This window comes from Mesorhizobium sp. M0018 (genome assembly GCF_040323955.1).
Classification (GTDB): domain Bacteria; phylum Pseudomonadota; class Alphaproteobacteria; order Rhizobiales; family Rhizobiaceae; genus Mesorhizobium.
Genome location: NZ_JAMYVL010000004.1, coordinates 329,950 through 354,684 on the forward strand (window position 1 = coordinate 329,950; position 24,735 = coordinate 354,684).

At 63.2% G+C, this 24,735-nt stretch carries 20 protein-coding genes; 12 read left to right on the top strand and 8 right to left on the bottom strand.

From position 1 onward, the window contains the following. Positions 1-10 precede the first annotated feature (10 nt). Positions 11-1,504, top strand: a complete 1,494-nt coding sequence (locus tag NKJ81_RS08230; RefSeq protein WP_352540143.1) for a xylulokinase — start codon at positions 11-13, stop codon at positions 1,502-1,504. Here NKJ81_RS08230 and NKJ81_RS08235 read toward each other — a convergent pair. Further along, entirely contained in the window at positions 1,501-2,463 is a 963-nt protein-coding gene (locus tag NKJ81_RS08235; protein ID WP_352473400.1) for a sugar-binding transcriptional regulator, read from the bottom strand. The two genes, NKJ81_RS08230 and NKJ81_RS08235, sit on opposite strands and share 4 nt — an antisense overlap. A gap of 308 nt (positions 2,464-2,771) precedes the next feature. Here NKJ81_RS08235 and NKJ81_RS08240 point away from each other — a divergent pair, with 308 nt between their 5' ends. From NKJ81_RS08240 to NKJ81_RS08260, 5 genes are all read left to right on the top strand, one after another. Then, the gene (locus NKJ81_RS08240) at positions 2,772-3,755 is read left to right on the top strand and encodes an ABC transporter permease (RefSeq protein ID WP_502893735.1); all 984 of its coding nucleotides are present in this window, start codon (positions 2,772-2,774) and stop codon (positions 3,753-3,755) included. Positions 3,756-3,905: 150 nt separating this feature from the next. Beyond that, positions 3,906-4,844: a sugar ABC transporter substrate-binding protein gene (locus tag NKJ81_RS08245; RefSeq protein WP_352540144.1), complete on the top strand. Its 939-nt coding sequence runs from the start codon at positions 3,906-3,908 to the stop codon at positions 4,842-4,844. Between the two features lie 33 nt (positions 4,845-4,877). Beyond that, complete coding sequence (locus NKJ81_RS08250) at positions 4,878-6,386, top strand: sugar ABC transporter ATP-binding protein (protein ID WP_352540145.1); 1,509 nt, start codon at positions 4,878-4,880, stop codon at positions 6,384-6,386. Between the two features lie 125 nt (positions 6,387-6,511). Further along, entirely contained in the window at positions 6,512-7,276 is a 765-nt protein-coding gene (locus NKJ81_RS08255; RefSeq protein ID WP_352540146.1) for an SDR family oxidoreductase, read from the top strand. Positions 7,277-7,284: 8 nt separating this feature from the next. Then, positions 7,285-8,070 carry an SDR family oxidoreductase gene (locus tag NKJ81_RS08260; RefSeq protein WP_352473405.1) on the top strand — a complete coding sequence of 262 codons (786 nt, stop codon included), beginning with the start codon at positions 7,285-7,287 and terminating at the stop codon, positions 8,068-8,070. 56 nt (positions 8,071-8,126) lie between these two features. On the opposite strand, the gene NKJ81_RS08265 is transcribed toward NKJ81_RS08260, so the two are convergent. Further along, entirely contained in the window at positions 8,127-9,209 is a 1,083-nt protein-coding gene (locus NKJ81_RS08265) for a D-alanine--D-alanine ligase family protein (RefSeq protein ID WP_502904277.1), read from the bottom strand. A 467-nt stretch (positions 9,210-9,676) separates the two neighbouring features. Here NKJ81_RS08265 and NKJ81_RS08270 point away from each other — a divergent pair, with 467 nt between their 5' ends. The 4 genes from NKJ81_RS08270 to NKJ81_RS08285 all read left to right on the top strand — a co-directional run bounded on the left by NKJ81_RS08270 (position 9,677) and on the right by NKJ81_RS08285 (position 15,488). Beyond that, on the top strand, positions 9,677-10,648 hold the full coding sequence (locus NKJ81_RS08270) for an ABC transporter substrate-binding protein (protein WP_352540148.1): 972 nt from the start codon (positions 9,677-9,679) through the stop codon (positions 10,646-10,648). Between the two features lie 74 nt (positions 10,649-10,722). Further along, entirely contained in the window at positions 10,723-11,802 is a 1,080-nt protein-coding gene (locus tag NKJ81_RS08275; RefSeq protein ID WP_352473409.1) for a quaternary amine ABC transporter ATP-binding protein, read from the top strand. Further along, positions 11,799-13,781: an ABC transporter permease gene (locus NKJ81_RS08280; protein WP_352473410.1), complete on the top strand. Its 1,983-nt coding sequence runs from the start codon at positions 11,799-11,801 to the stop codon at positions 13,779-13,781. The genes NKJ81_RS08275 and NKJ81_RS08280 overlap by 4 nt, the downstream gene beginning before the upstream one ends. A gap of 159 nt (positions 13,782-13,940) precedes the next feature. Then, on the top strand, positions 13,941-15,488 hold the full coding sequence (locus NKJ81_RS08285) for an autotransporter outer membrane beta-barrel domain-containing protein (RefSeq protein WP_352540149.1): 1,548 nt from the start codon (positions 13,941-13,943) through the stop codon (positions 15,486-15,488). Between the two features lie 123 nt (positions 15,489-15,611). On the opposite strand, the gene NKJ81_RS08290 is transcribed toward NKJ81_RS08285, so the two are convergent. From NKJ81_RS08290 to NKJ81_RS08310, 5 genes are all read right to left on the bottom strand, one after another. Further along, positions 15,612-16,793 (bottom strand): M20 aminoacylase family protein, encoded by a 1,182-nt coding sequence (locus NKJ81_RS08290; RefSeq protein ID WP_352540150.1) that lies wholly within the window; start codon positions 16,791-16,793, stop codon positions 15,612-15,614. A 45-nt stretch (positions 16,794-16,838) separates the two neighbouring features. Next, positions 16,839-17,612, bottom strand: coding sequence for an amino acid ABC transporter ATP-binding protein (locus NKJ81_RS08295; RefSeq protein ID WP_023674014.1), 774 nt, complete (start codon positions 17,610-17,612; stop codon positions 16,839-16,841). Next, positions 17,599-18,519 carry an amino acid ABC transporter permease gene (locus NKJ81_RS08300; RefSeq protein WP_352473414.1) on the bottom strand — a complete coding sequence of 307 codons (921 nt, stop codon included), beginning with the start codon at positions 18,517-18,519 and terminating at the stop codon, positions 17,599-17,601. Before NKJ81_RS08300 ends, NKJ81_RS08295 begins: the two co-directional genes overlap by 14 nt. 8 nt (positions 18,520-18,527) lie before the next feature. Further along, positions 18,528-19,358, bottom strand: coding sequence for an ABC transporter substrate-binding protein (locus NKJ81_RS08305; RefSeq protein WP_502898545.1), 831 nt, complete (start codon positions 19,356-19,358; stop codon positions 18,528-18,530). A gap of 72 nt (positions 19,359-19,430) precedes the next feature. Continuing rightward, complete coding sequence (locus NKJ81_RS08310; RefSeq protein ID WP_352473416.1) at positions 19,431-20,405, bottom strand: substrate-binding domain-containing protein; 975 nt, start codon at positions 20,403-20,405, stop codon at positions 19,431-19,433. 109 nt (positions 20,406-20,514) lie between these two features. On the opposite strand from NKJ81_RS08310, the gene NKJ81_RS08315 reads away from it, so the two are divergent. Continuing rightward, positions 20,515-21,852 carry an aminotransferase-like domain-containing protein gene (locus NKJ81_RS08315; RefSeq protein WP_352473417.1) on the top strand — a complete coding sequence of 446 codons (1,338 nt, stop codon included), beginning with the start codon at positions 20,515-20,517 and terminating at the stop codon, positions 21,850-21,852. Between the two features lie 25 nt (positions 21,853-21,877). Here the strand turns inward: NKJ81_RS08315 and NKJ81_RS08320 are convergent, their stop codons facing one another. Continuing rightward, complete coding sequence (locus tag NKJ81_RS08320) at positions 21,878-23,236, bottom strand: trimethylamine monooxygenase (RefSeq protein ID WP_352540152.1); 1,359 nt, start codon at positions 23,234-23,236, stop codon at positions 21,878-21,880. Positions 23,237-23,495: 259 nt separating this feature from the next. Between NKJ81_RS08320 and NKJ81_RS08325 the strand changes: the two genes are divergently transcribed. Then, a complete protein-coding gene (locus NKJ81_RS08325; RefSeq protein ID WP_352473419.1) occupies positions 23,496-24,218 on the top strand; it encodes a helix-turn-helix domain-containing protein in 723 nt (240 codons plus the stop codon). The last annotated feature ends 517 nt before the right edge of the window (positions 24,219-24,735 follow it).

A 24,735-nucleotide genomic window follows, 5' to 3' on the forward strand; every position in this document is an offset into this window, starting at 1 on the left:
TCTCCGCCTGATGGACGATGTCGTAATCGGGATCGACGCCTCGACCACGGCCGTGAAGGCGATTGCCTTCACCCGCGCCGGCGAGGAGCTGTTCCAGGCGCGCGAGCCGTACCCGCTTTCAAATCCGAAGCCCGGCCATTTCGAGCAGGAGGCCGAACAGTGGTGGACGGCGCTGCTTGGCGCATTGAAGCAGGTCACCGAGGCGGTCGGCGCTGCGCGGGTGGCGGCGGTTTGCATCGCTCACCAGCGAGAGACCTTCACGCTGGTGGACAGCGCCGGCAAAGCACTCATGCCGGCAATCCTGTGGCTGGACGAACGCGCCCGGCCGCAAGTTATCAGGCTTTCGGCCGAACTCGGCCGCGAGGCGATCCGCGACTGGAGCGGCAAGCCGCCGGACCCGACGCCGGCGCTCTACGCCATTGCCTGGCTTGCCGAGCACCAGCCGCAAGTGCTTCGCCAGGCAGCGGCACTGGTCGACGTGCACGGTTTCTTCGTCCAGCGGCTGACCGGGCGATTGGTCACCAGCACCGCAAGTGCGGATCCGCTCGGGCTGCTCGACGTCGAGAAAGGTACCTGGCATCCCCGCCTCGTTGCGGCCGCCGGACTGCAGATGGAGCAATTGCCCGAGCTGGTCGCGCCAGGCGTGGTCTGCGGCAGTCTTTCCGCAAGCATAGCGCAGCTGACCGGCCTGAGGGCCGGCACGCCGGTCGTTGCCGGCGCTGGGGACGGCCAGGCGATGGGCCTCGGCATGGGCGTCTACGGCGAGGGCAAGAGCTATCTCTCGCTCGGCTCCGGCGTGGTCAGCGGCTGCTATTCCGGCAAGGTGAAAACCTCGGACGCGTTTCGCACGCTGGTTTCGCCGACCGGCTCCGGTTTCATGCTGGAGACCGTGCTGCGCTCGGGCATGCAGCTGGTCGACTGGATCGTGCGAACCACCGGTTCGCCCTCGGCGGCAGCGCTGGAGAAAGTGGCGCTGGATGTTGCCGCGGGCAGCGAGGGCCTGCTCATCATGCCCTATTGGGCCGGCGTCATGAGCCCGTATTGGGACGGTGCCGCGCGCGGCGCCATTGTCGGCCTGTCGCTCGATCACCGGCCGGAGCATCTCTTCCGCGCTGTCCTGGAAGGCATCGCCTTCGAGCAGGCCGTCGCCACCGAGGCCATGGAAGCCCAGGCCGGCGGACCGGCGGCGATGATTGCCGCCGGCGGCGGCACCAATTGCGCGCTGCTCATGCAGATCATGGCAAGCGTGCTCGAGCGGCCGCTCTCGGTTTCGCCGGTCAACGAAGCCGCCGCACTCGGCGCTGCCATGCTGGCGGCAGCGGCTGTCGGCTGGTTTGCCTCGCCGGAAGCCGCCGCGCAGGCAATGGCTGCCGCTCCCACCAGGCATGTCGATCCGGTCGACGGGCTTGTCGCCGCCTATCGCAGCCGCAAGGAAATCTACCGCGACCTTTATCAGGCGACGCGCGACATCCACACCCGCCTCAGCGCTCTCGGCGAAATCTAGCGGTTGAGCAGGCCCTTGGCCGCGTCTTCGTCGGTGATCAGAACCGATACCTTGGTGTTGGCGAGCGCAGCCCGCATTACCGCTACCTTCTCGCTGCCTCCCGACACCAGGATGATGCTCGGGATATCCGACAGATCCTGCAGCGGATAGGCGCAGACGCGGCGGTTGACCTCGTGGTCGACCGGGCGGCCCTCGGCGTCGATGAAATGACACAGAATATCGCCGACGGCACCGGCCGCCTGCAATTCCTCGAGTTCGCTTGGCTTGATGAAGCCGTAATTGGCGATCGGGCTGTCGTTGGAAAACGAGCCGACGCTGAGCACGGCGATGTTTGCCCGGCGTGCACGGAAGACGACGTCCTGAACGCTGCGCTGGCTCATGAAAGCGTCGCGCTGCTCCGGCCTGTCGGCATAGACCGGCACCGGCAGCAGGAAGCACTCCGCACCGATCTTTTCGGCGAAATCCCAGGCGCTTTCTGTCGGGTTAAGCGGCTGGGCATGGGTGAGGCCGCCAAGCATCGAAACCACCGTCGTCCTGGCGATGGGCCGCCGCGGCAATTCATTGATGGCAAATTTCAGTGTCCGCCCCCAGCCCAGTGCGATGACATCGCCGGCATTCACATGGTCGGCCAGGTAGGCGGCGGCGGCGTGGCCGATCATCAGCGGCGCGTTGCTTCGGTCTGCCGCCGACGGCACGACAACAGCCTGGCTGAGCCCGAACCGCTGCTTGAGGCTTTCCTCCAAAATCACGCATTCGACGACGCTGTCGCGGATGCGAAACTGGACGACACCCTCTTCGCGGGCGGCGGAGAGAATGCGATGCACTTTGATGCGGCCGACGCCGAGAATTTCGGAAATCCGCTCCTGTGTAAGACCCTCGACATAATAGTGCCAGGCGGCGCGGGCCTTGAGTTCGGCGTCGGGGAAGCGCGGGGCTCTTTCGTTCTCTACGATCGTCATCTGTTTGCCTTGCCGCAGCCGCCGGCTCTGCTCATGATATTCCAATCCGGCGACTTCGAAATGCCCAAGATTTCGGAGACCTTGCGTAAGGCAAACCGGCGGACAGCGCAAACCCGTCGTCGAATGAAGCGGCAGGCCTTGACAATTTTCCGACGAACAGTTTAGCTGAACAAAATTGCATGTTAAAGATAAATTGTTCACAGGGAGGGGCCTGGTGGACAAAGTGGCCCGGTGATGCAGCGCCGGATTGCTGTGGAGGAGACAAAGTGGCTGTGAGCAACGACGCAAGCAATTTGAAGGCAGGCGAGTTGAAGGCAGGCTCTGGCGCGCAGGCTACGGCGGGCGCAAGGTTTTCGGCTGTCTTTGCCGGAACCATGGGTCCGCTGATCGGGCTGGCGCTGCTGTGCCTGGCGCTCTCGCTGACCACCGACACCTTCCTGACCATCCGCAACATCCTAAACGTGCTCGACCAGGTCACCGTGCTCGGCATCATGGCGATCGGCATGACGCTGGTCATCCTGATCGGCGGCATCGACCTGTCCGTCGGCTCGGTGCTGGCGCTGGCTTCCATGGTGATGGGCTTCGTCGCCCATCCGGACTATCTCAATCTCGGCCTGCCCGCTGGCATCGCCGCGGCCCTCGTCGTCGCCGGTCTTTGCGGCCTGGTTTCGGGCCTGCTGGTGACGGTCACCAGGCTGCCGCCCTTCATCGCCACGTTGGCGATGATGTCGGTGGCGCGCGGCCTCGCCAACATGATCACCGACGGCTCGCAGATCGTCGGCTTTCCCGACTGGTTCACCAGCCTGTCGATAATCCGCCATTTCGGCTTCCTCTCGGTCACCGTCGGGCTGATGATCGTGCTTGCCGTCATTTTCGCGATCTTCCTGAATTATCGCGCTACCGGCCGTAGCCTGTACGCAATCGGCGGCAGCGCCGAAGTCGCCCGGCTGTCCGGCATACCAGTCAAGTCGCTGACAAACTGGGTCTATGCGATCTGCGCCGTGCTGGCCGGTCTCGCAGGGATCGTGCTTGCCGCCCGGCTCGACTCCGTCCAGCCGAGCTCCGGCCTTGGCTACGAACTCGACACCATCGCGGCGGTGGTGATCGGCGGCGCCAGCCTGTCGGGCGGCGTCGGTTCGATCGGCGGCACAGCCATCGGCGTCCTCATCATCGGCGTGCTGCGCAACGGGCTGAACCTGCTCGGTGTCTCGCCCTTCATCCAGCAAGTGGTTATCGGCGTGGTGATCGCACTGGCGGTGGCCACCGACACGTGGCGGCGCCGAGCACAATGAAGAATGGAGCACAATGAAGAATTGGGCTCAATGAGATTCGCCCCGATATTCGGGCGAAAACGGATCGGTGATCCGAAACTGGGAGTTGTTCGGCCAAGGGGCGCCGCGATGCGCGGGCAGGACAGATTGAACATCAACGGAGGAATAAACATGCTGACCAAACGTTCATTGCTGCTTGCCGCCGCGGCCGTCATCCCGCTGCTTGGCCTGTCCGACATGGCCTCGGCCAAGGAGGCCAAAAAGCTCGGCCTCGCCGTCGCCAATCTGCAGGCCGACTTCTTCAACCAGATCAAGCAGTCCGTCGAAGCCTACGGCAAGGAAAAGGGCATCGAGGTCGTTACCGTCGACGCCAAGGGCGATTCGGCGACCCAGGTCAACCAGGTGCAGGACCTGATCACGCAGAACATCGATGCGCTGATCTATATTCCAGCCGGCGCCACCGCCGCCACCGTGCCGACCAAGACCGCCAAGGCTGCCGGCATCCCAGTCGTCAATGTCGACCGCAACGCCGACGGCGCGCCCGGCGATACCTTCATCGCAACCAACAGCGTGGCATCGGCCAAGGCGGTTTGCGACTACATCGCCAAGCAGGCCGGCGGCAAGGGCGAGCTGATCATCATCCACGGCCAGAAGGGCACGACGCCCGAAGTCGACCGCTCGAAGGGCTGCGGCGAAGCGCTGAAAGGCTATCCCGACATCAAGGTTGTCGGAGAATTGTGGAGCGAAGGCTGGCACCAGGACGAAGGTTTCAAGCTGACGCAGGATCTGTTGCAGTCGCACCCCGACGTGTCGATCGTCATCGGCCAGGCCGACGCGCTGGCGCTCGGTGCGGCGCAGGCCGTCAAGGTCGCCAATCCCGGCCACAAGGTCTGGGTTGCCGGCTTCGACGGCGACGTGGCGGCGCTCAAGGCACTGAAGGACGGCGTCTTCGACGTGACCGCGACGCAGCAGACCCAGGGCATGGGCCGGCTCGCCGTCGATGCAGCAATCAAGCTGGTGGCCGGCGAGACCATTCCCGCCGAACAGCTGCAGGATGCGACGCTGACCACCAAGGACAATGTCGAGCAGTTCATCGCCAAGCATCCCTGATTGAGACCAGTCCGGCAATCGACGAGCGCAACGATGTCCACCGATCCTCGCCACACGCACAGCCCCCATAACGGGCTCGTCGTCAGCGGCCTCTGCAAAAGCTACGGGCCGGTGCAGGTCCTGGCCGATGCGAGCTTCGAGGTGCAGCCGGGCGAGGTCGTGGCGCTGCTTGGCGAAAACGGCGCCGGCAAGTCGACTGTCTCGAACATCATCGCCGGGTCGACGAAACCCGATGCCGGCACCATCACCTGGCGGGGGAACGCTTATTCCCCCGCCAATCCTGCCGCGGCGATCGACGCCGGCATCGGCATGATCCACCAGGAGCTGAAGCTCTTGCCCGATCTGTCGGTCGCCGAAAACGTCTATGTCGGGCGCCTGCCGATGCGTGGCGGCCGCATCGACCGCGCGGCAATGAATGCACGGGCATCGGCCCAGTTGAAGCGCCTCGGCCTCGATGTCTCGCCGGAGCGCAAGGTGCGCACGCTGCGTATCGCCGCCCAGCAGCAGGTCGAGATCGCCAAGGCGCTGACGCTCAATGCCGAGCTGCTGATCTTCGACGAACCGACGGCAGCCCTTGGCGGCGAGGAAACGGAGCTCCTGTTCCAGCAGATCCGCAAGCTCAAGGCGGAAGGCATGTCCTTCATCTATATCAGCCACCGGCTGGACGAGATCGCCCAGATCGCCGATCGCGTGGTGGTGATGCGCGACGGGCGCATCGTCGCCCGGCACGAGCGCGCCGACATTCCGGTGCGCACTGTCGTCGAGCAAATGGTCGGCCGCAGCGTCGAGCGGATGTTCCCTACGGTATCGGCGCCGGGCAACGACACGCTGCTCGAGGTCGAGAACCTGTCCTCGCCGGAACGCAGCTTTCAAAATGTCAGCTTTTCAGTGCGGGCCGGCGAAATCCTCGGCATTGCCGGGCTGATCGGCGCCGGACGCACGGAGCTGGTGCGGGCGATCGCCGGTGCCGATCCGATCTCATCGGGATCGGTGCGCGTCGCCGGCAAGCCGGTGCATCTCCATGGCCCGGCGGCGGCGATCAAGGCCGGCGTCGTTCTGGTACCGGAAGACCGCAAGGCGCAAGGCGTGGTGCTCGACCAGACGATCGGCGAGAACCTGGCGATCGGCAATTTCGACCATGTCGCGCCGAATGGCTGGGTGTTCCCGAAGGCGGTGCAGAAATTCGCCGAGGCCGGCATTCGCCGGCTCGGCGTCAAGGGCCGGCCGAACCAGGCGGTCAGCAAGCTCTCCGGCGGCAACCAGCAGAAAGTGATCATCGCCAAATGGGTGTCGCGCCCGCCCAAGGTATTCATCCTGGACGAGCCGACGCGCGGCATCGACGTCGGTGCACGCGCCGCGATCTATGATGTCATCGCCGACCTTGCCCGCTCCGGCATGGCGGTGGTGGTGGTGAGCTCCGACCTCGAGGAAGTTCTCGGCCTGTCGCATCGCGTGCTGGTGCTGAGCCGCGGCCGGCAACGCGGCATTCTCGACCGCAGCGAAGCAAGCAATATCGCCGTGATGGAACTAGCCACGAGCTAGGACGCCCATCGAAACAAAGCGCAGCAGGTGGTATCCTCCCGGGCACCAGACCGCGCGGGGCGCCAGCAACAGAGTTGGCGCCCCTTTATTTCCGGAGGACGGCGGTTGGAGCAGAGGGACCGACGATGAAATTATTCGACCTTCATGGTGACGTGGCACTTGTGACAGGCGCCGGCAGCGGCATCGGGCAAGCAATCGCCATTGGGCTGGCCGAAGCCGGCGCCGACATAGCCTGCTTCGGCCACGCCTCGAAAGGCGGGCTGGAGGAGACCGCGCACCGGATCACGGCACTCGGCCGCAAGGCGCTGGTGCTGAACGGCACAGTAACTTCAGAGACCGATCTCGCGGCCGCGATAGAGCGTACGGAGATGGAACTCGGCGCGTTGACCATCGCCGTCAACAATGCCGGCGTCGCCGGAGCTGAGCCGGCAGAGACGCTGTCGCTGGAGGAATGGCAGAAGCTCTATGACGTCAATGTCAGCGGCGTGTTCCTGTCCTGCCAGGCCGAGGCCCGCGCCATGCTGACGCGGCGCAAGGGCTCGATCATCAACATCGCGTCGATGTCGGGCTCGATCGTCAATCGCGGCCTGACCCAGGCGCATTACAATTCGTCGAAGGCCGCGGTGATCCACATGTCGAAGAGCCTCGCCATGGAATGGGCCGATCGCGGCCTGCGCGTCAATGTCGTCAGCCCCGGCTACACGCTGACGCCGATGAACAAGCGGCCGGAGGTCGCCGACCAGGTCAGGATCTTTGAGCGCGACACGCCGATGGGCCGCATGGCGGCGCCGGAAGAGATGGTCGGCCCGACCGTGTTCCTGGCCAGCCGCGCCGCGAGTTTCGTCACCGGCATCGACCTGATCGTCGATGGCGGCTTTGTCTGCTGGTAGGAGAAAACATGCAGAAGCGATTCCTAGGAAAAACGGCGGTCATCACCGGCGCCAGCGGCGGCATTGGTGCGGCAATGGCCAGGCGCTTCGCGGCGGAAGGTGCCGCGGTCGTCGTCAGCGCCATCGACGCGCGCGTCGAAGAGGTCGCCGCCGATCTCAAGGCTATGGGCGCCAGGGTCGCATCGCTGCGCATGGACGTGACGAAGAAGGACGAAGTCATCGCCCTCTATGACCTGGCCGAGCAACAGTTCGGCCGCGTCGACATCTCCGTACAGAATGCCGGTGTCATCACAATCGCCAGGATAGAGGCTATGACCGAGGCCGAATGGGACAAGGTGATGGCGGTCAACACCAAGGGCGTGTTCCTGTGCTGCCAGGAGGCGATCGCGCGCATCCGCAAGCATGGCGATGGCGGCCGGCTGATCAACACCGCATCCGGCCAGGCGCGGCAGGGCTTTATCTACACGCCACATTATGCGGCGTCGAAATTCGGCGTCGTCGGCATCACCCAGAGCCTGGCCAAGGAAGTGGCGAAGGAGAAGATCACCGTCAACGCGATCTGCCCCGGGATCATCGACACCGATATGTGGGCCTATAACGACGCCGCATGGGGAAAGTTGATGGGCGAGTACAAGCCCGGCGAGCTGATGGCCGAATGGGTGAAGAACATCCCGATGGGCCGCGCCGGCAGCGGCGAGGACGTCTCCGGCCTGGTCAGCTTTCTCGCCAGCGACGATGCGGCCTACATCACCGGCCAGACCATCAATGTCGATGGCGGCCTGATCATGTCGTGAGAAACGACGCACGCCAACGCACCATCCGCTGGGATATGAAAGCCCCGTCGCTGCGTTCAGGCTGCTCGGGCGGCCCGAGCCAATCCATGCTCCACGAGCCGGTCGATGATTTCGGAATAGCTGACGCCGCTCGCCGCCATTGCCTTGGAATACATGCTGATATCGGTGAAGCCGGGGATGGTGTTGATTTCATTGACCAGGAATTGCATGTCCGGCGTCAGGAAAAAGTCGACGCGGGCCATCCCGTCACAGCCGACGGCTCTGAAAGCCCTTGCGGCCACGGCCCGCATGGCTGCCTCGACCTCCGGCGGCAGTTCGGCCGGCACTGTTAGCGCCGCGCCGTTCTCGTCGATGTATTTGGCATCGTAGCTATAGAAATCGTGGCTTTCAGCCGGCACGATCTCGCCCGGCCGCGAGACGAACAGGTCGCCTGCCGGATACTCCAGCACGCTACACTCGATCTCGCGCCCACGAACGAATTCCTCGGCCAACAGCTTGCAATCGTGCCGGAAGGCTTCAGCAAGCGCTCCATCGAATTCCTGGCTGGCATGGACTTTTCCGACGCCGACAGACGATCCCTGACGCGCCGGTTTGATGAAGAACGGCAGGCCGAGCTCGCCTTCCAGTGTGGCGAGGGCGGGCGCCGCACCTTCATGGATCGTCACTGAGCGCGCGATTGGCAGCCCCGCCGCTTCCAGGAGCCGTTTGGCGATGTCCTTGTCCAGCGCGGTTGCCGAACCCAGGATGCCGCAGCCGGCGAGCGGCACCCGAGCCACCTCGGCCACCCCCTGTACCGAGCCGTCTTCGCCATGAGGGCCGTGCAGTACGGGAAACAGGATGTCGATCTTCGGCAGGTCATAGGGCGTGCCGTCGGCCGGGATCGCCATCATCCGTCCGTGCCCGCCCGGAACCAGGCAAACTTCCAAACCGCCCGCAGGCTTTGCGAGCGTACCATCCTGGAAGCTGCTCAGCAGCCACTGTCCTTCGCGCGTGACGAAGATTGGGACGGCATCGTATTTGGCGGGCAGCAGCGCACGCATGACATTGGTTGCTGAAAGCGCCGAAACGTCATGCTCGGCGGAACGTCCGCCAAAGAGCACGGCGATGCGCAGTCTGTTCAAGGAAGAGGTCTGCTGCATTGTATCGGTACCCTATCTTGCGGCTCGCATACGGGATGATCGGCAACCTTGGCTTTTTTCGAACCGATCTGCGGGTCCATGTAAAAAGACGGGCCGTGAAATTGGCACCGGCGTTATTCGTTGCGCGACATGACCGTTGGGATATATAATTTCATCTCATGAAAGTGGCTCTGGGCGAGTTGCGGAGCCAACAGCCGAGATCATGGGACTTTGATGGTTTGCCCCTCAAGACCGGCGATCGATCCGTGGATGACTGCTTTGGCAGCAATCCTTCGGCAGTCATGACGCGGCCGGTCCCGCCACATCTTCACCAATTTGGGCACCACCCCGTTTGCGCCGGCATCCGCTTCGGCAGCATTGTGGCGCCTACGGCCTTGCGCAACGACCAGCTTTTCCAACACAATCAAAAAAAGACGCAAGAAGGGAACTAACGATAATTTCCACCAGAGCTTGACAGGAGAACAAGCATGTCACTTCGGAGCATGATTTCGAATTTCTCAATGGGAGCCTTAACACTTGCCGCAGCCGCACTGACATCTTCGGCCTATGCGGCGGCGCCGGAATCCAACGACCCGATCAAGATCGCGCTGTTCGATTGGACCAGCGTCAATCTGAACGCCAAGATCCTCGGCGGCATCCTCGAAAAGCTCGGCTATACCGTCGAGTATCCGACCGCCGACTATCTCTCCAGCCTGACCACCGGCCTGACCAATGGCGACATCGATGTCGGCCTGGAATTCTGGGACACGACGGCCGGCGAGGCGATGAAGGCCTCGGACGCGACGGGCCAGACCGAACGCCTCGGCAAGCTCGGACCAAAGGCCAAGGAAGAATGGTGGTTTCCCGAATATATGAAAGAGAAATGCCCCGGCCTGCCGAACTGGGAAGCGCTGAAAGACCCGAAATGCGCCGAGGCCTTCTCGACGGCCGAAACCGCGCCGAAGGGGCGTTATCTCGGCGGACCCGTGACATGGGAAGGTTTTGACGACGAACGCGTCGAGGCGCTGAAACTGCCCTTCACCGTCATCCATGCCGGCACCGACGCGGCGATGTTCGCCGAACTGGACTCGGCCTATCAGCGCAAGGCGCCGATCATGCTGTGGATCTATTCGCCGCATTGGGCGCCGGCCAAATACAAGGGCGAATGGGTCGAATTCCCCGACTATACGAGCGAGTGCTACACCGACCCGAAATGGGGTGTGAACCCCGACGCGAAATATGACTGCGGCAAGCCGCACGGCGAGATCTGGAAATATTCCTGGGCCGGCATGAAGGACAAATGGCCGGTCGCCTACAAGGTCGCGAAAAACTACACGGTCGATACCGACGAGCTCAACAAGATGAGCGGCGAGATCGATCTCGAAGGCAAGACGCCGGAAGACGTCGCCGCCGCCTGGATCGCCGCCCACGAAGCCGACTGGAAAGCCTGGGCCGAGTGACCGTCTGACTGGAAACGCGACGACCCGGCCAGTCAGGGCCGGGTCTCGATCCCCTATTCCAGAAGGACGATTGCATGAGCGATACGATTGAACAGGCGGTGAAAGCAACGGGCAAGGATGCCCGCCCGATAAAGCTTGGCTGTCGCAATGTCTGGAAGCTGTTCGGGGCGGACGCGGCCAATTTCATCCGCCGGCGCGACGGCAAGGCCAGCCTGGCGGACATCGCCGCGGCCGGACTGGTTGGCGCGGTGCGCGCCGTCGATCTCGAAATCCGCCAGGGCGAGATCTTCATCATCATGGGACTTTCGGGGTCAGGCAAGTCGACGCTGGTGCGCTGCATGTCACGGCTGATCGAGCCGACCCACGGCAAGGTCGAGTTTGAAGGCAAGGACCTGCTCAAGATTTCCGATGCCGCGCTGATCGAGCTGCGACGCCATCGCATGGGCATGGTGTTCCAGAATTTTGCCTTGCTGCCGCATCTCAACGTACTGGAGAACATCGCCTTTCCCTTGGGCATCCAGGGGCAGGACCGGCCGACGCGCGAGAAGCGGGCCCGTGAAGTCATCGAGCTGGTTGGCTTGCGCGGCCGCGAGCATTTCTATCCGCGCGAGCTTTCCGGCGGACAGCAGCAGCGTGTCGGCATCGCCCGCAGCCTCGCCACGAAGCCGGAAATCTGGTTCCTCGACGAGCCGTTCTCGGCTCTCGATCCGCTGATCCGCCGTGAGATGCAGGACGAGCTGATGCGGCTGCAGACCATGCTGCACAAGACCATCGTCTTCATCACCCATGATTTCGACGAGGCCATCCGGCTGGCCGACCGGATCGCCATCATGAAGGACGGCGAGGTCATCCAGATCGGCACGCCGGAAGAGCTGGTGGTCAACCCGGCGACCGACTATGTCGCCGAATTCACCCGCGATGTCGATCGCGCCAAGGTGATCTCGGCGCGCCGCCTGATGCGCGCCTGCGACGGCGCCGAGTACGGCGGCACGGTCGCGCCGGATGCCAAGATATCAAGTTTTTCGGCAGATATCGTCTCTGCCGGCAAGCCCTTCGCGGTGGTCAACGGCACCGGCAAGCCGATCGGCGAAGTCACGCCGCAGGCGGTGATCGATCTTCTCGCCGGCATCGAGCGTCGTGGGGCCGGCGGATGACGGTCACGGCAAGCGCCAGCGCAGCGAGGCCCCGGCCGGTTCAAACCTGGCTGGCGATCTGGGCCTGTGCGCTCGCCGCCGTGCTTATTGTCTTCCTGCTGCAGGAAAGCCTGCCTTGGGCGGTCAATTACCCGGCCGGCGCGATCGTTCCTGTCGCTGACTGGGTCGGTGCGCTGATGAACTGGGTGAAGTCGAACTTCTCCTGGCTGACCCGCTCGATCACCGCGGTGCTTGGCGTGCCGCTCGATTTCGCGCTCGGTCTTCTGGCCAAGAATTTCAAGATCGGCCATGGTGCGGATATGATCGTCTTGCCGCGCCTGTCCTGGGTCGGCGTCTGCGCTGCCGCCTACCTTGCCGGACGCGCCGCCGGCGGCTGGAAGCTGGGTGCGCTGGCCGGCGGCTGTTTTCTCTACATCGCGCTGTTCGGGCAGTGGACCAGCGCCATGCTGACGCTGGGCTTGATCTCGATCGCCGTGCCGTTTTGCATTGTCACCGGGCTGTTCGCCGGCATCTGGGCATGGCGCAAGCCTTGGGCGGAGAGGTTGTTGATCTCCCCTGCCCTCGATCTGATGCAGACGATCCCGACCTTCGCCTATCTGATCCCGATGCTGCTTCTGTTCGGCAACAGCCCGGTCTCGGCAATGATCGCGACGGCAATTTTCGCGACGCCGCCAATGGTGCGGGCGACGATGCTCGGCCTGTCGCGGGTGCCGTCAGAGATCGACGATTTCAGCGAGATGGCCGGCTGCACGGCACGGCAGAAGCTGTGGCGGGTGCTGTTGCCGTCGGCGCGGCCGACATTGATGGTCGGCGTCAACCAGGTCATCATGCTGGCGCTCAACATGGTGATCATCGCCTCGATGATCGGTGCCGGTGGGCTCGGCTATGACGTGCTTTTGGCGTTGCGCGCACTCAAGGTCGGCGAGGCGATGGAAGCTGGCCTCGCCATTGTCGCACTGGCAATTGCACTCGACCGGCTGAGCCAGGCGATCGCGCACAATCACGCCAAGGGCAATGTCCGCCACCAGGCCAGCACCAGTTTCTGGCGGCGCTATCCCAATCTGGCGCTGGCTGTTGCCATCCTCGCCGTCGCCACGCTGCTCGGCCTGTTCGTGCCGGCGTTCGCCGCGGTGCCGAAAGCGATCACCTTCACCACCGCGCCTTTGTGGAAGGCGGCGGTGAACTGGATCACCATCAACTTCTTCGACACTATCGAAGCGTTCCGCGTGGCGCTTATCCTCAACGTGCTGAACCCGGTGCGCGCCTTCTGCGAGGGTTTTCCGTGGCTGGGCGCGGTGTGTCTCCTCGGCCTTGCCGGCTACCAGCTCGGCGGCTTGCGCCTCGCCGCCCTGGTCGCGGCTTTGACAGCGTTCTGCGCCGTCACCGGACTTTGGGAAAAGACCATGGCGACCGTCTATTTGTGCGGAATCTCGGCCTTTATCGCCTGCCTGATCGGCATCCCGATTGGGCTGATGGCATCGCGCAGCGACCGCTTCGAAAAGACCGTCACGCCGGTCATCGACACGCTGCAGGTGCTGCCGTCGTTCTGCTTCATCATTCCGGTGGTCATGCTGTTCAGGGTCGGCGACGTCACCGCGATGATCGCCACCGTCGCGTTCGCCGTGGTGCCGGCCATCCGCTACACCAATCACGGCATTCGACAGGTGCCGCCGGCGCTGATCGAGGCGGCGAAGGTTTCGGGCTGCACCAGGCGCCAGACCTTCTTTCGCGTGCAGCTGCCGCTGGCGTTGCCCGAGATCATGCTCGGCGTCAACCAGACCATCCTAATGGCGCTGGCGATGATCATCATCTGCGCCATGGTCGGCACGCGCGATCTCGGCCAGGAGGTGTTCATCGCCCTGTCCAAGGCCGATTCCGGTCGCGGCATCGTCGCCGGCCTAGCCATCGCCTTCATCGGCATCGTCGCAGACCGGCTGTTCAACGCCTGGACGGCGAAGGCTCGGGCAAGGCTGGGATAGTCCGGAATAGGACGGCCTCAGGAAGCTGCCGCCAAGCGCGCCGTTAACGAGGCACCGATCCCTACGCCTAAAGACATAGCCATTCGGGATTATTGCTCGTTTTTGCCTCACATCGTACGGCTGCCATGGGACGGGTAGGCTCAACAGGAGAGCGGATAAATGTCTAAACGCGTTCCCTTTACTACCGGTGATCTGGCAGATCATCAGCGGGGTATCGATGACGCCCTCACAGGCGATCCGAATACGAATATCTTGACCGGCGACGCTGGCGGCAGCCTGCTCGATTTCTCAAGAGGCGGCAACGACACCTTTACGGAAACCGCACCGTCGACTTACACCTTCTACGGCGACGCGGCTCGGAGCTTGTTCAATTTTGCTCGGGGCGGTGACGACACCTTCACGGTGTCGAGCTCCTCCACCACCACTGCTTACGGTGACGCGGGCGACGATATGTCGGACCACAGCAAGGGCGGCAACGACACTTTCACGGGCGCCGCGCAAGCCAGCAACATTTTCTTCGGCGACGCCGGCGGCAACATGATCGGCCATGCTCAGGGCGGCGACGACCGTTTCACGGCCTTTCCCAACTCCTTCAACACTTTCTACGGTGACGCCGGCGTCGATATGTCCGACCACAGCAAGGGTGGCAATGACACCTTCGAGGGCACCAGCGTGGCCGTCAACATTTTCTTTGGCGACGCCGGGAACAACATGTCTGGCCATGCTCAAGGTGGCGACGACCGTTTCACGGCCAGGAGCGACTCCAGCAACGCTTTCTACGGGGACACCAGCGGCGATATGTCGGACTACAGCAAGGGCGGCAACGACACTTTCAATGGCGCTAGTGACGCCAACACTATTTTCTACGGTGATGCCGGTCGCAGCATGTCTGGCCATGCTCAGGGTGGCGACGACCATTACACAGACTTTGGTGGCACGATTCAGACCAAAACCTTCTTTGGCGACGCGAGCCTACATATGTCCGACTTTGCTAAGGGCGGCGACGACACCTTCACGAGCGTGGGTGGGTTCGTGATAAGTTTCTATGGTGACGCGGCCGGCATCATGTCCGACTCTGCTAGCGGGGGCGATGACGTGGCCGTGCTGCAAGGCACCCATAATTTCGCCTATGGCGACGCTGGCGCGATGGCCGGCAATGCTGTGGGCGGCAATGATATCCTAACCGGCGGCAATAAGAGCTCTGGTCCTGATGTTCAAAGCGAGTTGTATGGCGACACATTCGCTATGTCCGGGTCCGCCGCGGGCGGCAACGACATTCTTACCGGGGGCCACAACAGCGAAAGCGGCCAGGTCCGCAACTTCCTGTGCGGCGACGCTCTGCAAATGTCCGGTTCGGCTCTGGGCGGAAACGATACCCTGTACGCTGGGAGCGCGGCACCCGGCTGCACCGTCGTCAACGACATGTGGGGTGACGGGCAACTGAGCGAACTGGCTCAGGGCGGCAGAGATCAATTCATATTCAAGGACGATGGTTCAATGAAGGTCGGAACCCAAAACACCATCTACGATTTCAGCCAGACCCAAGACGACACCATTGTATTTAGTGGCGTGGAGGGCGTGCAATCGTTCGATGATCTCACAATTGCGCAAAGTGGAACCGACACCATCGTTACCGCAGGAGTCGATCAAGTTACTCTCGCAAACTTTACAAGCCCGCTGACGACGGGTGACTTTTTGTTTGTCTGAAAGCGAAGCCCTTATCGCATTCGAAGAGGGGGAATGCGTGAGAATTCGTTGAGCATCGTCGCGCGGCCGGTCGCCCCAATAATGCTCGACCGGCCGATCGACAATCCAAGCCGCAAGTATGGATCAAGCGGCCAGGAATCTCTCGGTCAAACGAGCCCAGAGCGCTGCGCCGACGGTCAGATTGCCGTCGTTGAAATCATATTTCGAGCTGTGCAGGATGGCTGAATCCTCGCCGTTTCCGAGGCGCAGGAAGCAACCGGGTTTGTGTTCGAGGAAATAAGAAAAGTCTTCGCTACCGGGGATCAACGGGCAGACGGACACCTTGTCCTGACCGACGAGTTCGACAGCCATGTCTGTCGCAAAGGACGTCTCGCGCTCGGAATTGACCACCACCGGGTAGCCGCGCTCGTACTCGATCTCGACCGTTGCGCCATGCGCCTGCGCCACAAGTGCTGCGATATTGCGAATACGCTGCTCGAGCGTGTCGCGGATCTCGGCGGAGAAGGAGCGGACGCTCAACGTGATTTCGGCGTGTTCCGGAATGACGTTGGAGGCCGTGCCTCCGTGAATCGTGCCGACGGTGACGACAGCGGTCTCGATCGGGTTGACGTTGCGCGACACAACCGTCTGCAGGGTCATGACGATGTTGGCGGCAGCGACGATCGGGTCGACCGTCAGGTGCGGACGCGAGGCGTGGCCGCCACGCCCGGCGATCCTGATGGTGACGGTATCGCTCGCCGCCATCAGCGGCCCGGCGCGCATCAGGAACGAACCCGTCGGCGCGCCCGGGTGGTTGTGCAGCCCGAATATCGCATCGCAGGGAAAGCGCTCGAACAGGCCGTCGGCGATCATCGCCTGCGCCCCGCTTCCCTTGCCGGCTTCTTCGGCCGGCTGGAAAATAAGGTTCACCGTGCCGTTGAAATGCCGTGTGCGCGCCAGGTATTCGGCGGCGCCGAGCAGCATCGTAGTGTGGCCGTCATGACCGCAGGCGTGCATCTTGCCGCTGGCCTGGCTGGCATAAGGGAGATTGGTAGCTTCGGTGATCGGCAGGGCGTCCATGTCGGCACGGATGGCGATGCTGCGGCCGCTGCCCTGGCGCAGGCGACCGACGACGCCGAGCCCGCCGACATTTCGCGTCACCTCATAGCCCCAGCTTTCGAGCCGTTCGGCAACGTATGCAGCCGTTTCGTGCTCCTGGAATGAAAGCTCGGGATGCGCGTGCAGGTGCTGGCGGGCCGCTGCAAGCTCGGCGGCCTTGTCGGCGAAGTCGGAAATATCGGCGAACTGGTTGGAGGTCTTTGGCATGGAAGGTCCTTTGCCGGCCGAGCAGGTGCCGCGCCGGCTTTGCTTTTAGATGAAACGGCTCAAGAAAGCCCGCGTGCGCGGGTGTCTGGGTTTGGCGAGAACCTCGTCCGGAGGCCCGGCCTCGATCACATTACCGTCGTCCATGAACACCACCCGATCCGCCGCTTCGCGGGCGAAGCCGATCTCATGCGTGACCACGATCATGGTCAAGCCCTGCCTGGCGAGATCGCGCATGGTGGCGAGCACCTCGCCGACCAGCTCCGGATCGAGCGCCGAGGTCGGCTCGTCGAAGAGCATCAATTTCGGGCGGATGGCGAGCGCACGCGCGATGGCGACGCGCTGCTGCTGGCCGCCTGAAAGCTGGCGCGGATAGGCGTCGATCTTGTCGGCAAGACCGACACGGGTCAGCAGTTCGCGGGCGTAGCCGATCGCCTCCTTGCGGTTCTCCCGGTGAACGCCGACCGGAGCCTCGATGACGTTCTGCAGGGTCGTCATGTGCGGATAGAGATTGAACTGCTGGAACACCATGCCGATCTTGCGCCGCTGAGCGGCGATCGCGCGGTCGGAAAGCTTGTCGAGGCGGCCGTCGTGCAACCGGTAACCGATCTGCTCGCCGTCCACCTCGATCGACCCCTGGTCGATCGCCTCGAGATGATTGATGCATCGCAGGAAGGTCGACTTTCCGGAGCCGGACGGTCCGAGAATGACCACCACCTCGCCAGGCGCGACGTCCAGATCAATGCCCTTCAGCACTTCGAGCGGGCCGAAGGCCTTGTGAACGTTGCGCGCCCGGACCAGAGGCGTGTCATGCGCGCTCATTGGCGGCCTCCAGGGTGGCGGTCGCCGTCTTCTCGCGCGCGCCGCGGTCGCCGCGGCTGTAGTGGCGTTCGATCGCGCCTTGCGCGACATTGAGGACCGAGGTGATCAGCAGGTACCACAGCACTGCAACCATCAGCAGCGGAATGATTTCGAAGGTGCGGTTGTAGATCGACTGCACCGAGTAGAGCAGGTCGGCCATGGCGATGACGCTGACAAGCGACGTCGCCTTGATCATGCTGATCAGCTGATTGCCGGTCGGCGGCACGATCGACCGCATCGCCTGCGGGATGATGATGCGCCGCAAGGACCGGGCGCGGGTCATGCCGAAGGCTTCAGCCGTTTCGGCCTGTCCCTTGTCCACCGACAGCAGCCCGCCACGGATGATCTCGGCCATGTAGGCGGCCTCGTTCAGCGCTAGACCAAGAACGGCGGCGGTCAACGGAGTGATCAGGTCGTTGGTGTTCCAGCTGGCGAAGCCGATGGAAATGCGCGGAAACAGCGTCGAAAGGTTGTACCACAGGATCAATTGCACCAGCAGCGGCGTTCCCCGGAAGAACCAGATGAACAGGCCGGAGAGAAGGGATGCCAGCCTGTCGCTCGACATGCGCGCGATGGCGAGCAGCAGGCCGAGCACGATGCCCAGGATCATTGCCACGACCGTCAGGCCGAGCGTCACCGAAAGCCCCTGCATGACCGTCGGATCGAAGAAATACTGGGCGACCACCGGCCAGCCGAAATTCGGGTTGACTGCAACGATATAGGCGAAGCCGGCTGCCACGGCGACGGTGAACGCCCAGAGCGCCAGCCGGACGAGCGGAAACGGCCGGTGGGCTTGTTTGACGTCGCGCAGCGCGTCGTCGGGACGTCGCGGCAGCCCGGCCGCGTAGGCAGCGGTGGCATCGGTCATGGCAGCCTCTACTGGCCCTGGTTGATGCCTGGCGCATCGATCATGTTCTTCTCGAGACCCCACTTCTTCATGACCGCGGCGTAGGTGCCGTTCTTCATCAGGATCTTGAAGGCATCGAGCAGCACGCCGCCCAGCGGCGAACCCTTCTTGACGACGGCGCCTTGGTAGATGTCCTTGAAGCCGTTGGCCTGGCCGACCCCGGCGAGTTCCAGCTGGCCCTTCGCCTGCTCGACGAAATAGGTCAGCGGCGCCTGCGAGGAGAAGAATGCGTCGGAGCGTTTCGACCGGACGGCCAGTATCGAGCTCGGCTGGTCGGTGAAGGATTGCACCTCGACGGCCGGCTTGTCGCCTTCGGTGCATTTCTGCGCCTGCTGCTTGATGACCTTCTCGGCCGAGCCACCCGACATGACGGCGATGCGCTTGCCGCACGCGGTGTCGAGCGAGGTGATGCCTTGCGGGTTGCCCTTCTCGACGGCGAAGACGACGTATTCGCGCACCCAATCGATGAAGTCGTTGGATTTCTGCCGGTCGGGATAGTCGCCGACAGGCCCCATCGCGAACTGATAACGGCCGGCATTGATGCCGCTCAGCAAAGCCGGCAGGCCGGCGACCGAGGCATGATCGATCTCGACACCGAGCAGCTGGCCGATGGCGTCGGAAATGTCCCTGGTCGCCCCCGACAGTTCGGTGCCGGTGACGATCTCATAGGGCGGGAACGAGCCGTTGTTGACGGCTGTGATCTTTCCCGCCGTGCGGATCTCTTCCGGCAGCCGGGCCCGCAAATCCTCGTTCACCGATTGCTTCTGGATATCCTGGGCAAAGCTGGCCTGCGCCAGCATGGTGACGAGCGAGGCGAATATGAAGCTGATTGTCCTCATGGCATTCTCCTTCGTGTTCTTCGTTGTACGTTGTCAGGCTGCGGTGGCCCGCGATCTGGCCTCGAAAGGAAACAAGGCTTCGGCGGAAATCGGTTCCGCCAGAATGCCCTGGGCATGGAGCTCGGTGACGAAATCCTCGATCATGCGCCGGTTGGCCGGCAGGCCGCTGGCGTTCCAGGAGGCAGGCAGGTCGCGCCCCGCATGAAGCAGCTCCTCGAGGATCCAGGGCGAGGTATCGGCATATTTTCGGCGCTTTCCCGTCCAGACGCGCTGGCTTTCGTCGATCAGCCTGGCGAGTTCCTGCGGCAGCCAGGGGTGCTCCCTGGCCACTGCCGCCTTGACGGCGACCACATGCATGCCCGGGACATAACCGGCGTCGGCGAAATAGGCGCGTTCGGCCGCGCGAAAATCGCGCAGCACTTGCCGGAAGCCGGAAGCCGGGCCGAAAAAGCCGTCCGGCATGAAGGGCGTGAAAACGGCGTCGAGCTCGCCTTGCGACAGCAGCTCCATCATCGGGCGCTCACCTGGTGCTGCTTCGATGCGCCCCGGCCTGCCGAATCCGTCGAGGCGGTCGGCGATCGGGTGCTCCGATGTCAGCCTGCCGGCGAACCAATAGGCATCCTCGACGCCGACGCCTGCCCGGCGAAGTGCCGCGCGCGTCCATGTGTTGCCGGAATCGCGCCAGCCGGTCACGCCGATGCGTTTGCCGGCAAGGTCGGAAAGCCGTTCCAGCGGGCTGGCCTCGACCGTTATGATGCAGCGATGGCGAAAGCCGCGCATGATGAAGCACGGTATTCCAACCACCGTATCCCTGCCGGAAGCCATGGCCGACACATAACGGCTGAATGAGACCTCCGCCGCATCGTAGTTCGGATCGGTGCCGAGATCCGGAATGAGCGTGGCGACGCGGTCAACCTTCACCGACAAGCGGCTCGAAGTGACGTCACCCAGCACCAAAGGGGTGAGATAGTCCCAATCGCGGGTGGCTATAGTGATGGAGACGGGCATCGGCATGAACTTCAAGACTATGTTTGACCGGCGATTGGTAAATGTTTATTTTTGGCCGATCAAATGTTATTATGTTATTGAACATTAGCTTTAACGGTTGCGGGTGCCGATGGATTTCGATGCAGGATGGTTCGCCGAGCGCCTTGGCGACCGCACGATGCGCGGCATCGCACGCGAGACCAGTGCGCTGATCAGAAGCGGCGCGCTGCCTGTCGGCGCAAAGCTTCCGCCGGTGCGCGATCTGGCCTATGTGCTTGGCGTCAGCCCGGCGACGGTCTCGCAGGCGTGGAGCGAGTTGCGGCGCTACAAGATCATCGGCGGCCGCGGACGCAACGGCACCTGGATCATGGGCAACCGCTTTGCCGCCCGGCCCGAGCGCCACATGAGCGGTGGCAATTACGGACAGGATGTTCTGAACCTGGCGATCGCGGAGCCCGATGTGATGCTCTTGGCGCCGCTCGACATCGCGCTGGCGCATGGTGCGCGCGCCGAAAAGCTCAACAGCTACGAGCGGGTGCGCATCCTGCCCGAGCTGGAGGCGGCAGTGCGCCCGTCATGGCCGTACGATCCCGGCGCGTTCCTGGCCACCAATGGCGGTTACAACGCCATCTACACCTTGCTGCATGCGCTGGTCCCGCCGGGAGCGCCGGTGGCCATCGAGAACCCGACGGCGCTTCGCCTGCTCGACATCCTCGAGGATCTCGATGTGCCGATCATCCCGGTAGACTGCGACAGCGACGGTCCCTTGCCGGATGCACTTGCCAACGCTCTGCGGCAGCGGCCCGTCGCGTTCCTGTTCCAGCCGCGCGTCCATTCGGTGACCGGCGCCTGCATGTCGTCGGCGCGGCTGGAAGTCATCGGCGACCTGCTCGCCGGCACCGACGTGCTGATTGTCGAAGATGACGGCGTCGGCGATATTGCCTCGGCGCCGCGCATTTCGCTTGGCCGGCGTTTTCCCGATCGCGTCGTCCATATCCTGTCTTATTCCAAGACCCACGGCCCGGATTTGCGGCTCGCCGTGCTGTCCGGATCGGCGACGATCGTCGAGCAGATCCAGTCCTACCGCAGCTTCAGCTCGGGATGGACCAGCCGCATCCTGCAGGCCGCCACCGCCTGGCTGCTGCACGACCCGGCCACGGCCGCCCTGGTGGAGCAGGCGAAGGAGGTATACCGCGGCCGTCGCGAACGGCTCGCCGGCGAACTGGCCAAACGCAATGTCGATATCAACGCCGGACACGGTCTCAGCGTCCTCATTCCGGTTGCTTCGGAACCTTACGCGATGGTCACGCTGGCCGCCCACGGCATCGCGGTCCATGCCGGGGCGAAGTTTTCGACCGGAAAAACGAACGCTGTCCGAGTCGCGACCAGCATTCTGGACGAGGAGCACCTCGAGCACGTCGCAAATTCCCTGGCGCTGGCGGCCGACCCGGCGCGGGAAGTTGTCTGAGGCAAGTCAATCGCCGTTCGGACTGCTACTCCGCCGCCACGCCCTTCATCTCGAGATAGCTTTCCATCGAATCGTCCATCGCCTGCAGCCAGGGCGTATGATGCAGCGGCGCCATCGTGCCGGTCATCAGCGAGCGGTAGGCATGGTCGCGGAAGCCCATAATGTCTTGCGCCTTGTGGTGCTCCCACTCCATGAAGGTCTGATTGACAGCCTCGACATCGAAGCCGGGATAGTCGGTCTGCTCCATCAGCTCCCTGGTGTAGTCGCCCTGGAACCAGATCATCTGCTCGGCGTCTTCAAGCGTTTCCTCGCGTGCCCGCCATTTCCGGCCGTGCTCGGCCATGGCTTCGGCCGAGGGCAGATTGATGCGGCCCATGATGACGTCGCGGGCGAACCAGGCCTGCGCGTCGAACATGTTGAAGGTGTAGAACTGGTCCTGCATGCCGATATAGGACAGCTTCGGGTTTTTCTCCCAGACGACGCCCTCGTAGAGCCCGTCCGGCCACATGCGGTTGGCGGTCTTCAGCTTCAAATCCTCGGTGAGGAACGGGAAGGAATGGAGGTAGCCGGTGCACAGGATGATGGCGTCGACGTCTTTGGTGCTGCCGTCCTTGAAATGCGCCGTCTTGCCGACGACCTTCTGCAGAAGCGGCACTTCCTTCCAGTTCTCCGGCCATTTGAAGCCCATCGGCTTCGAGCGGTAGCTGGAGGTGATCGATCTGGCGCCGTATTTGTAGCATTGCGAGCCGATGTCCTCGGCTGAATAGGAGCGGCCGATTATCAAAATGTCCTTGCCCTTGAATTCCATGGCGTCGCGGAAATCGTGGCTGTGCAGGATACGGCCGTTGAAGGTCGAAAAGCCCTCGAAATAGGGAACGTTGGGCACGGAGAAATGGCCCGAGGCGACGACGACATGGTCGAACTCTTCCGAGTAGGTGACGTCGCCGGTGCGGTCATGCGCGGTGACGGTGAATTTTTTTGTCGTTTCGGAGAAGGTGACCATGCGCACCGGGCTGTTGAAGCGCACCCATTGGCGAACGCCGGATTTTTCGACGCGGCCCTTGATGTAGTCCCACAGCACGGCGCGCGGCGGATAGGAGCCGATCGGCCGGCCGAAATGCTCCTCGAAGGTGTAGTCGGCGAATTCGAGGCATTCCTTCGGGCCGTTCGACCAGAGGTAACGGTACATCGAGCCGTGCACCGGGTCGCCGTGCTCGTCGAGGCCGGTGCGCCAGGTGTAGTTCCACAGGCCGCCCCAGTCGGACTGCTTTTCGAAGCAGACGATCTCGGGAATGTCGGCGCCCTTGTCGGCAGCCGACTTGAAGGCCCTGAGCTGAGCCATGCCGGACGGCCCGGCTCCGATGACGGCAACACGATCTTTCATTGCGGGCCTCCCGATCTCATTTCCCTAACGAAACAAATTTCACTGACAGGACAGTAATTGCCCCTTCGATGCTGTCAACAGGGCTTGTCGCGAAACCGCGTTTCGCCCAGCTGGATTTCCAAGCGACGCAGTAGCTCGGGCGAAATCCAGACATTGCGCAATTCGACACGGGTGGCTTGCCGTGGCAGTTGCGCTTCTGTATCGGCACCGAATATGTTCACCGTGAGTGAAATGAATCGGCAAGGTCCGGGGTGGCAACATGGCGAAAAAAGCATCCAGTCTAAAGCCCGCTGCGGCCGTCGTCGCCGCCAAGGCCAAGCCGTCGGTCGCTGCAATCGATCCGCGCAAGATACGCGCGCCGCTCACCCAGAACCCGCACGCCATTCGCGACACCCGCGAAAAAGTCCTGGAGGTCGCGATCGGCCGCGAGGTGCGGGCCTTCCGCAAGAAGCTCGGCATCACCGTCGCCGATCTGGCTGCCGCCACCGACATTTCGCTTGGCATGCTGTCGAAGATCGAGAACGGCATCACCTCGCCATCGCTGACCACGTTGCAGGCGCTGTCGCGGGCGCTCGGCGTTCCCGTCACCGCCTTCTTCCGCCGCTTCGAGGAAGAGCGCAGTGCCGTCTTCGTCAAGGCCGGCGAAGGCCTCGACGTCGAACGCCGCGGCACGCGCGCCGGCCACCAGTACAATCTGCTCGGCCATATCGGCTCCAACACCAGCGGCGTCGTCGTCGAACCCTATCTGATCACGCTGACCGAGGATTCCGACGTGTTCCCGACCTTCCAGCATGAAGGCATGGAATTCCTCTATATGCTCGAGGGCGAGGTGGTTTACCGGCACGGCAGCAATCTCTACCCGATGAGGCCTGGCGACAGCCTGTTCTTCGACGCCGATGCGCCGCACGGACCGGAAGTGCTGAGCGTCCTGCCGATGCGGTATTTGTCGATCATCTGTTATCCGCAGAGCAGCGCGGGGTGAGCCGGAGATGAGGGCGCGCAAGCAATCCTGGATCGCTGCACTCCACGGCCACGGTAACGGCATGGATCCTAGGGTCTCCGCTACGTCGCTTCGCTCCTGCTTCGCCCTAGGATGACGAAGGCGTGGGGTCCAAGGCTAATCGCGGATGTCGGACATTGGCAGTTGCATCGCGGCTTAGAGGGTGGTGGCCGACGGCAATTCGCAAGTTTCGAGGTTAGCTGAAGCGTCCCTCACTTCGTCATCCTAGGGCGGAGCAGGAGCGAAGCGACGTAGCGGAGACCCTAGGATCCATGCCGTAACCTCCACGCGCTGCTACGTTGAACTGCAGGGCAAGCTCGTCCTCGATTGGTCGCAAGGGGGCTAAAGGCCGGCGCTCTACGGCGCCCCCCTCTGCCCTGCCGGGCATCTCCCCCCTGTTTGGACCGGAGACATCGCGAACAGGTGTGCGAGGACATCGCGAACAGTTTGGCGCGCTTTGCGCCGGGAGGTTCGGGATGCCATTCGAGGACACGAGCGC

What these genes read in the sequence shown, in the direction of transcription:
- NKJ81_RS08310 (WP_352473416.1), bottom strand. Translation starts at nt 20,405, where the DNA reads ATGCCCGTCTCCATCACTATAGCCACCCGCGATTGGGACTATCTCACC.
- NKJ81_RS08305 (WP_502898545.1), bottom strand. Translation starts at nt 19,358, where the DNA reads ATGCTGGCGCAGGCCAGCTTTGCCCAGGATATCCAGAAGCAATCGGTG.
- NKJ81_RS08300 (WP_352473414.1), bottom strand. Translation starts at nt 18,519, where the DNA reads ATGACCGATGCCACCGCTGCCTACGCGGCCGGGCTGCCGCGACGTCCC.
- NKJ81_RS08320 (WP_352540152.1), bottom strand. Translation starts at nt 23,236, where the DNA reads ATGAAAGATCGTGTTGCCGTCATCGGAGCCGGGCCGTCCGGCATGGCT.
- NKJ81_RS08235 (WP_352473400.1), bottom strand. Translation starts at nt 2,463, where the DNA reads ATGACGATCGTAGAGAACGAAAGAGCCCCGCGCTTCCCCGACGCCGAA.
- NKJ81_RS08260 (WP_352473405.1), top strand. Translation starts at nt 7,285, where the DNA reads ATGCAGAAGCGATTCCTAGGAAAAACGGCGGTCATCACCGGCGCCAGC.
- NKJ81_RS08250 (WP_352540145.1), top strand. Translation starts at nt 4,878, where the DNA reads ATGTCCACCGATCCTCGCCACACGCACAGCCCCCATAACGGGCTCGTC.
- NKJ81_RS08275 (WP_352473409.1), top strand. Translation starts at nt 10,723, where the DNA reads ATGAGCGATACGATTGAACAGGCGGTGAAAGCAACGGGCAAGGATGCC.
- NKJ81_RS08265 (WP_502904277.1), bottom strand. Translation starts at nt 9,209, where the DNA reads ATGCAGCAGACCTCTTCCTTGAACAGACTGCGCATCGCCGTGCTCTTT.
- NKJ81_RS08315 (WP_352473417.1), top strand. Translation starts at nt 20,515, where the DNA reads ATGGATTTCGATGCAGGATGGTTCGCCGAGCGCCTTGGCGACCGCACG.
- NKJ81_RS08270 (WP_352540148.1), top strand. Translation starts at nt 9,677, where the DNA reads ATGTCACTTCGGAGCATGATTTCGAATTTCTCAATGGGAGCCTTAACA.
- NKJ81_RS08295 (WP_023674014.1), bottom strand. Translation starts at nt 17,612, where the DNA reads ATGAGCGCGCATGACACGCCTCTGGTCCGGGCGCGCAACGTTCACAAG.
- NKJ81_RS08280 (WP_352473410.1), top strand. Translation starts at nt 11,799, where the DNA reads ATGACGGTCACGGCAAGCGCCAGCGCAGCGAGGCCCCGGCCGGTTCAA.
- NKJ81_RS08285 (WP_352540149.1), top strand. Translation starts at nt 13,941, where the DNA reads ATGTCTAAACGCGTTCCCTTTACTACCGGTGATCTGGCAGATCATCAG.
- NKJ81_RS08230 (WP_352540143.1), top strand. Translation starts at nt 11, where the DNA reads ATGGACGATGTCGTAATCGGGATCGACGCCTCGACCACGGCCGTGAAG.
- NKJ81_RS08290 (WP_352540150.1), bottom strand. Translation starts at nt 16,793, where the DNA reads ATGCCAAAGACCTCCAACCAGTTCGCCGATATTTCCGACTTCGCCGAC.
- NKJ81_RS08255 (WP_352540146.1), top strand. Translation starts at nt 6,512, where the DNA reads ATGAAATTATTCGACCTTCATGGTGACGTGGCACTTGTGACAGGCGCC.
- NKJ81_RS08325 (WP_352473419.1), top strand. Translation starts at nt 23,496, where the DNA reads ATGGCGAAAAAAGCATCCAGTCTAAAGCCCGCTGCGGCCGTCGTCGCC.
- NKJ81_RS08245 (WP_352540144.1), top strand. Translation starts at nt 3,906, where the DNA reads ATGCTGACCAAACGTTCATTGCTGCTTGCCGCCGCGGCCGTCATCCCG.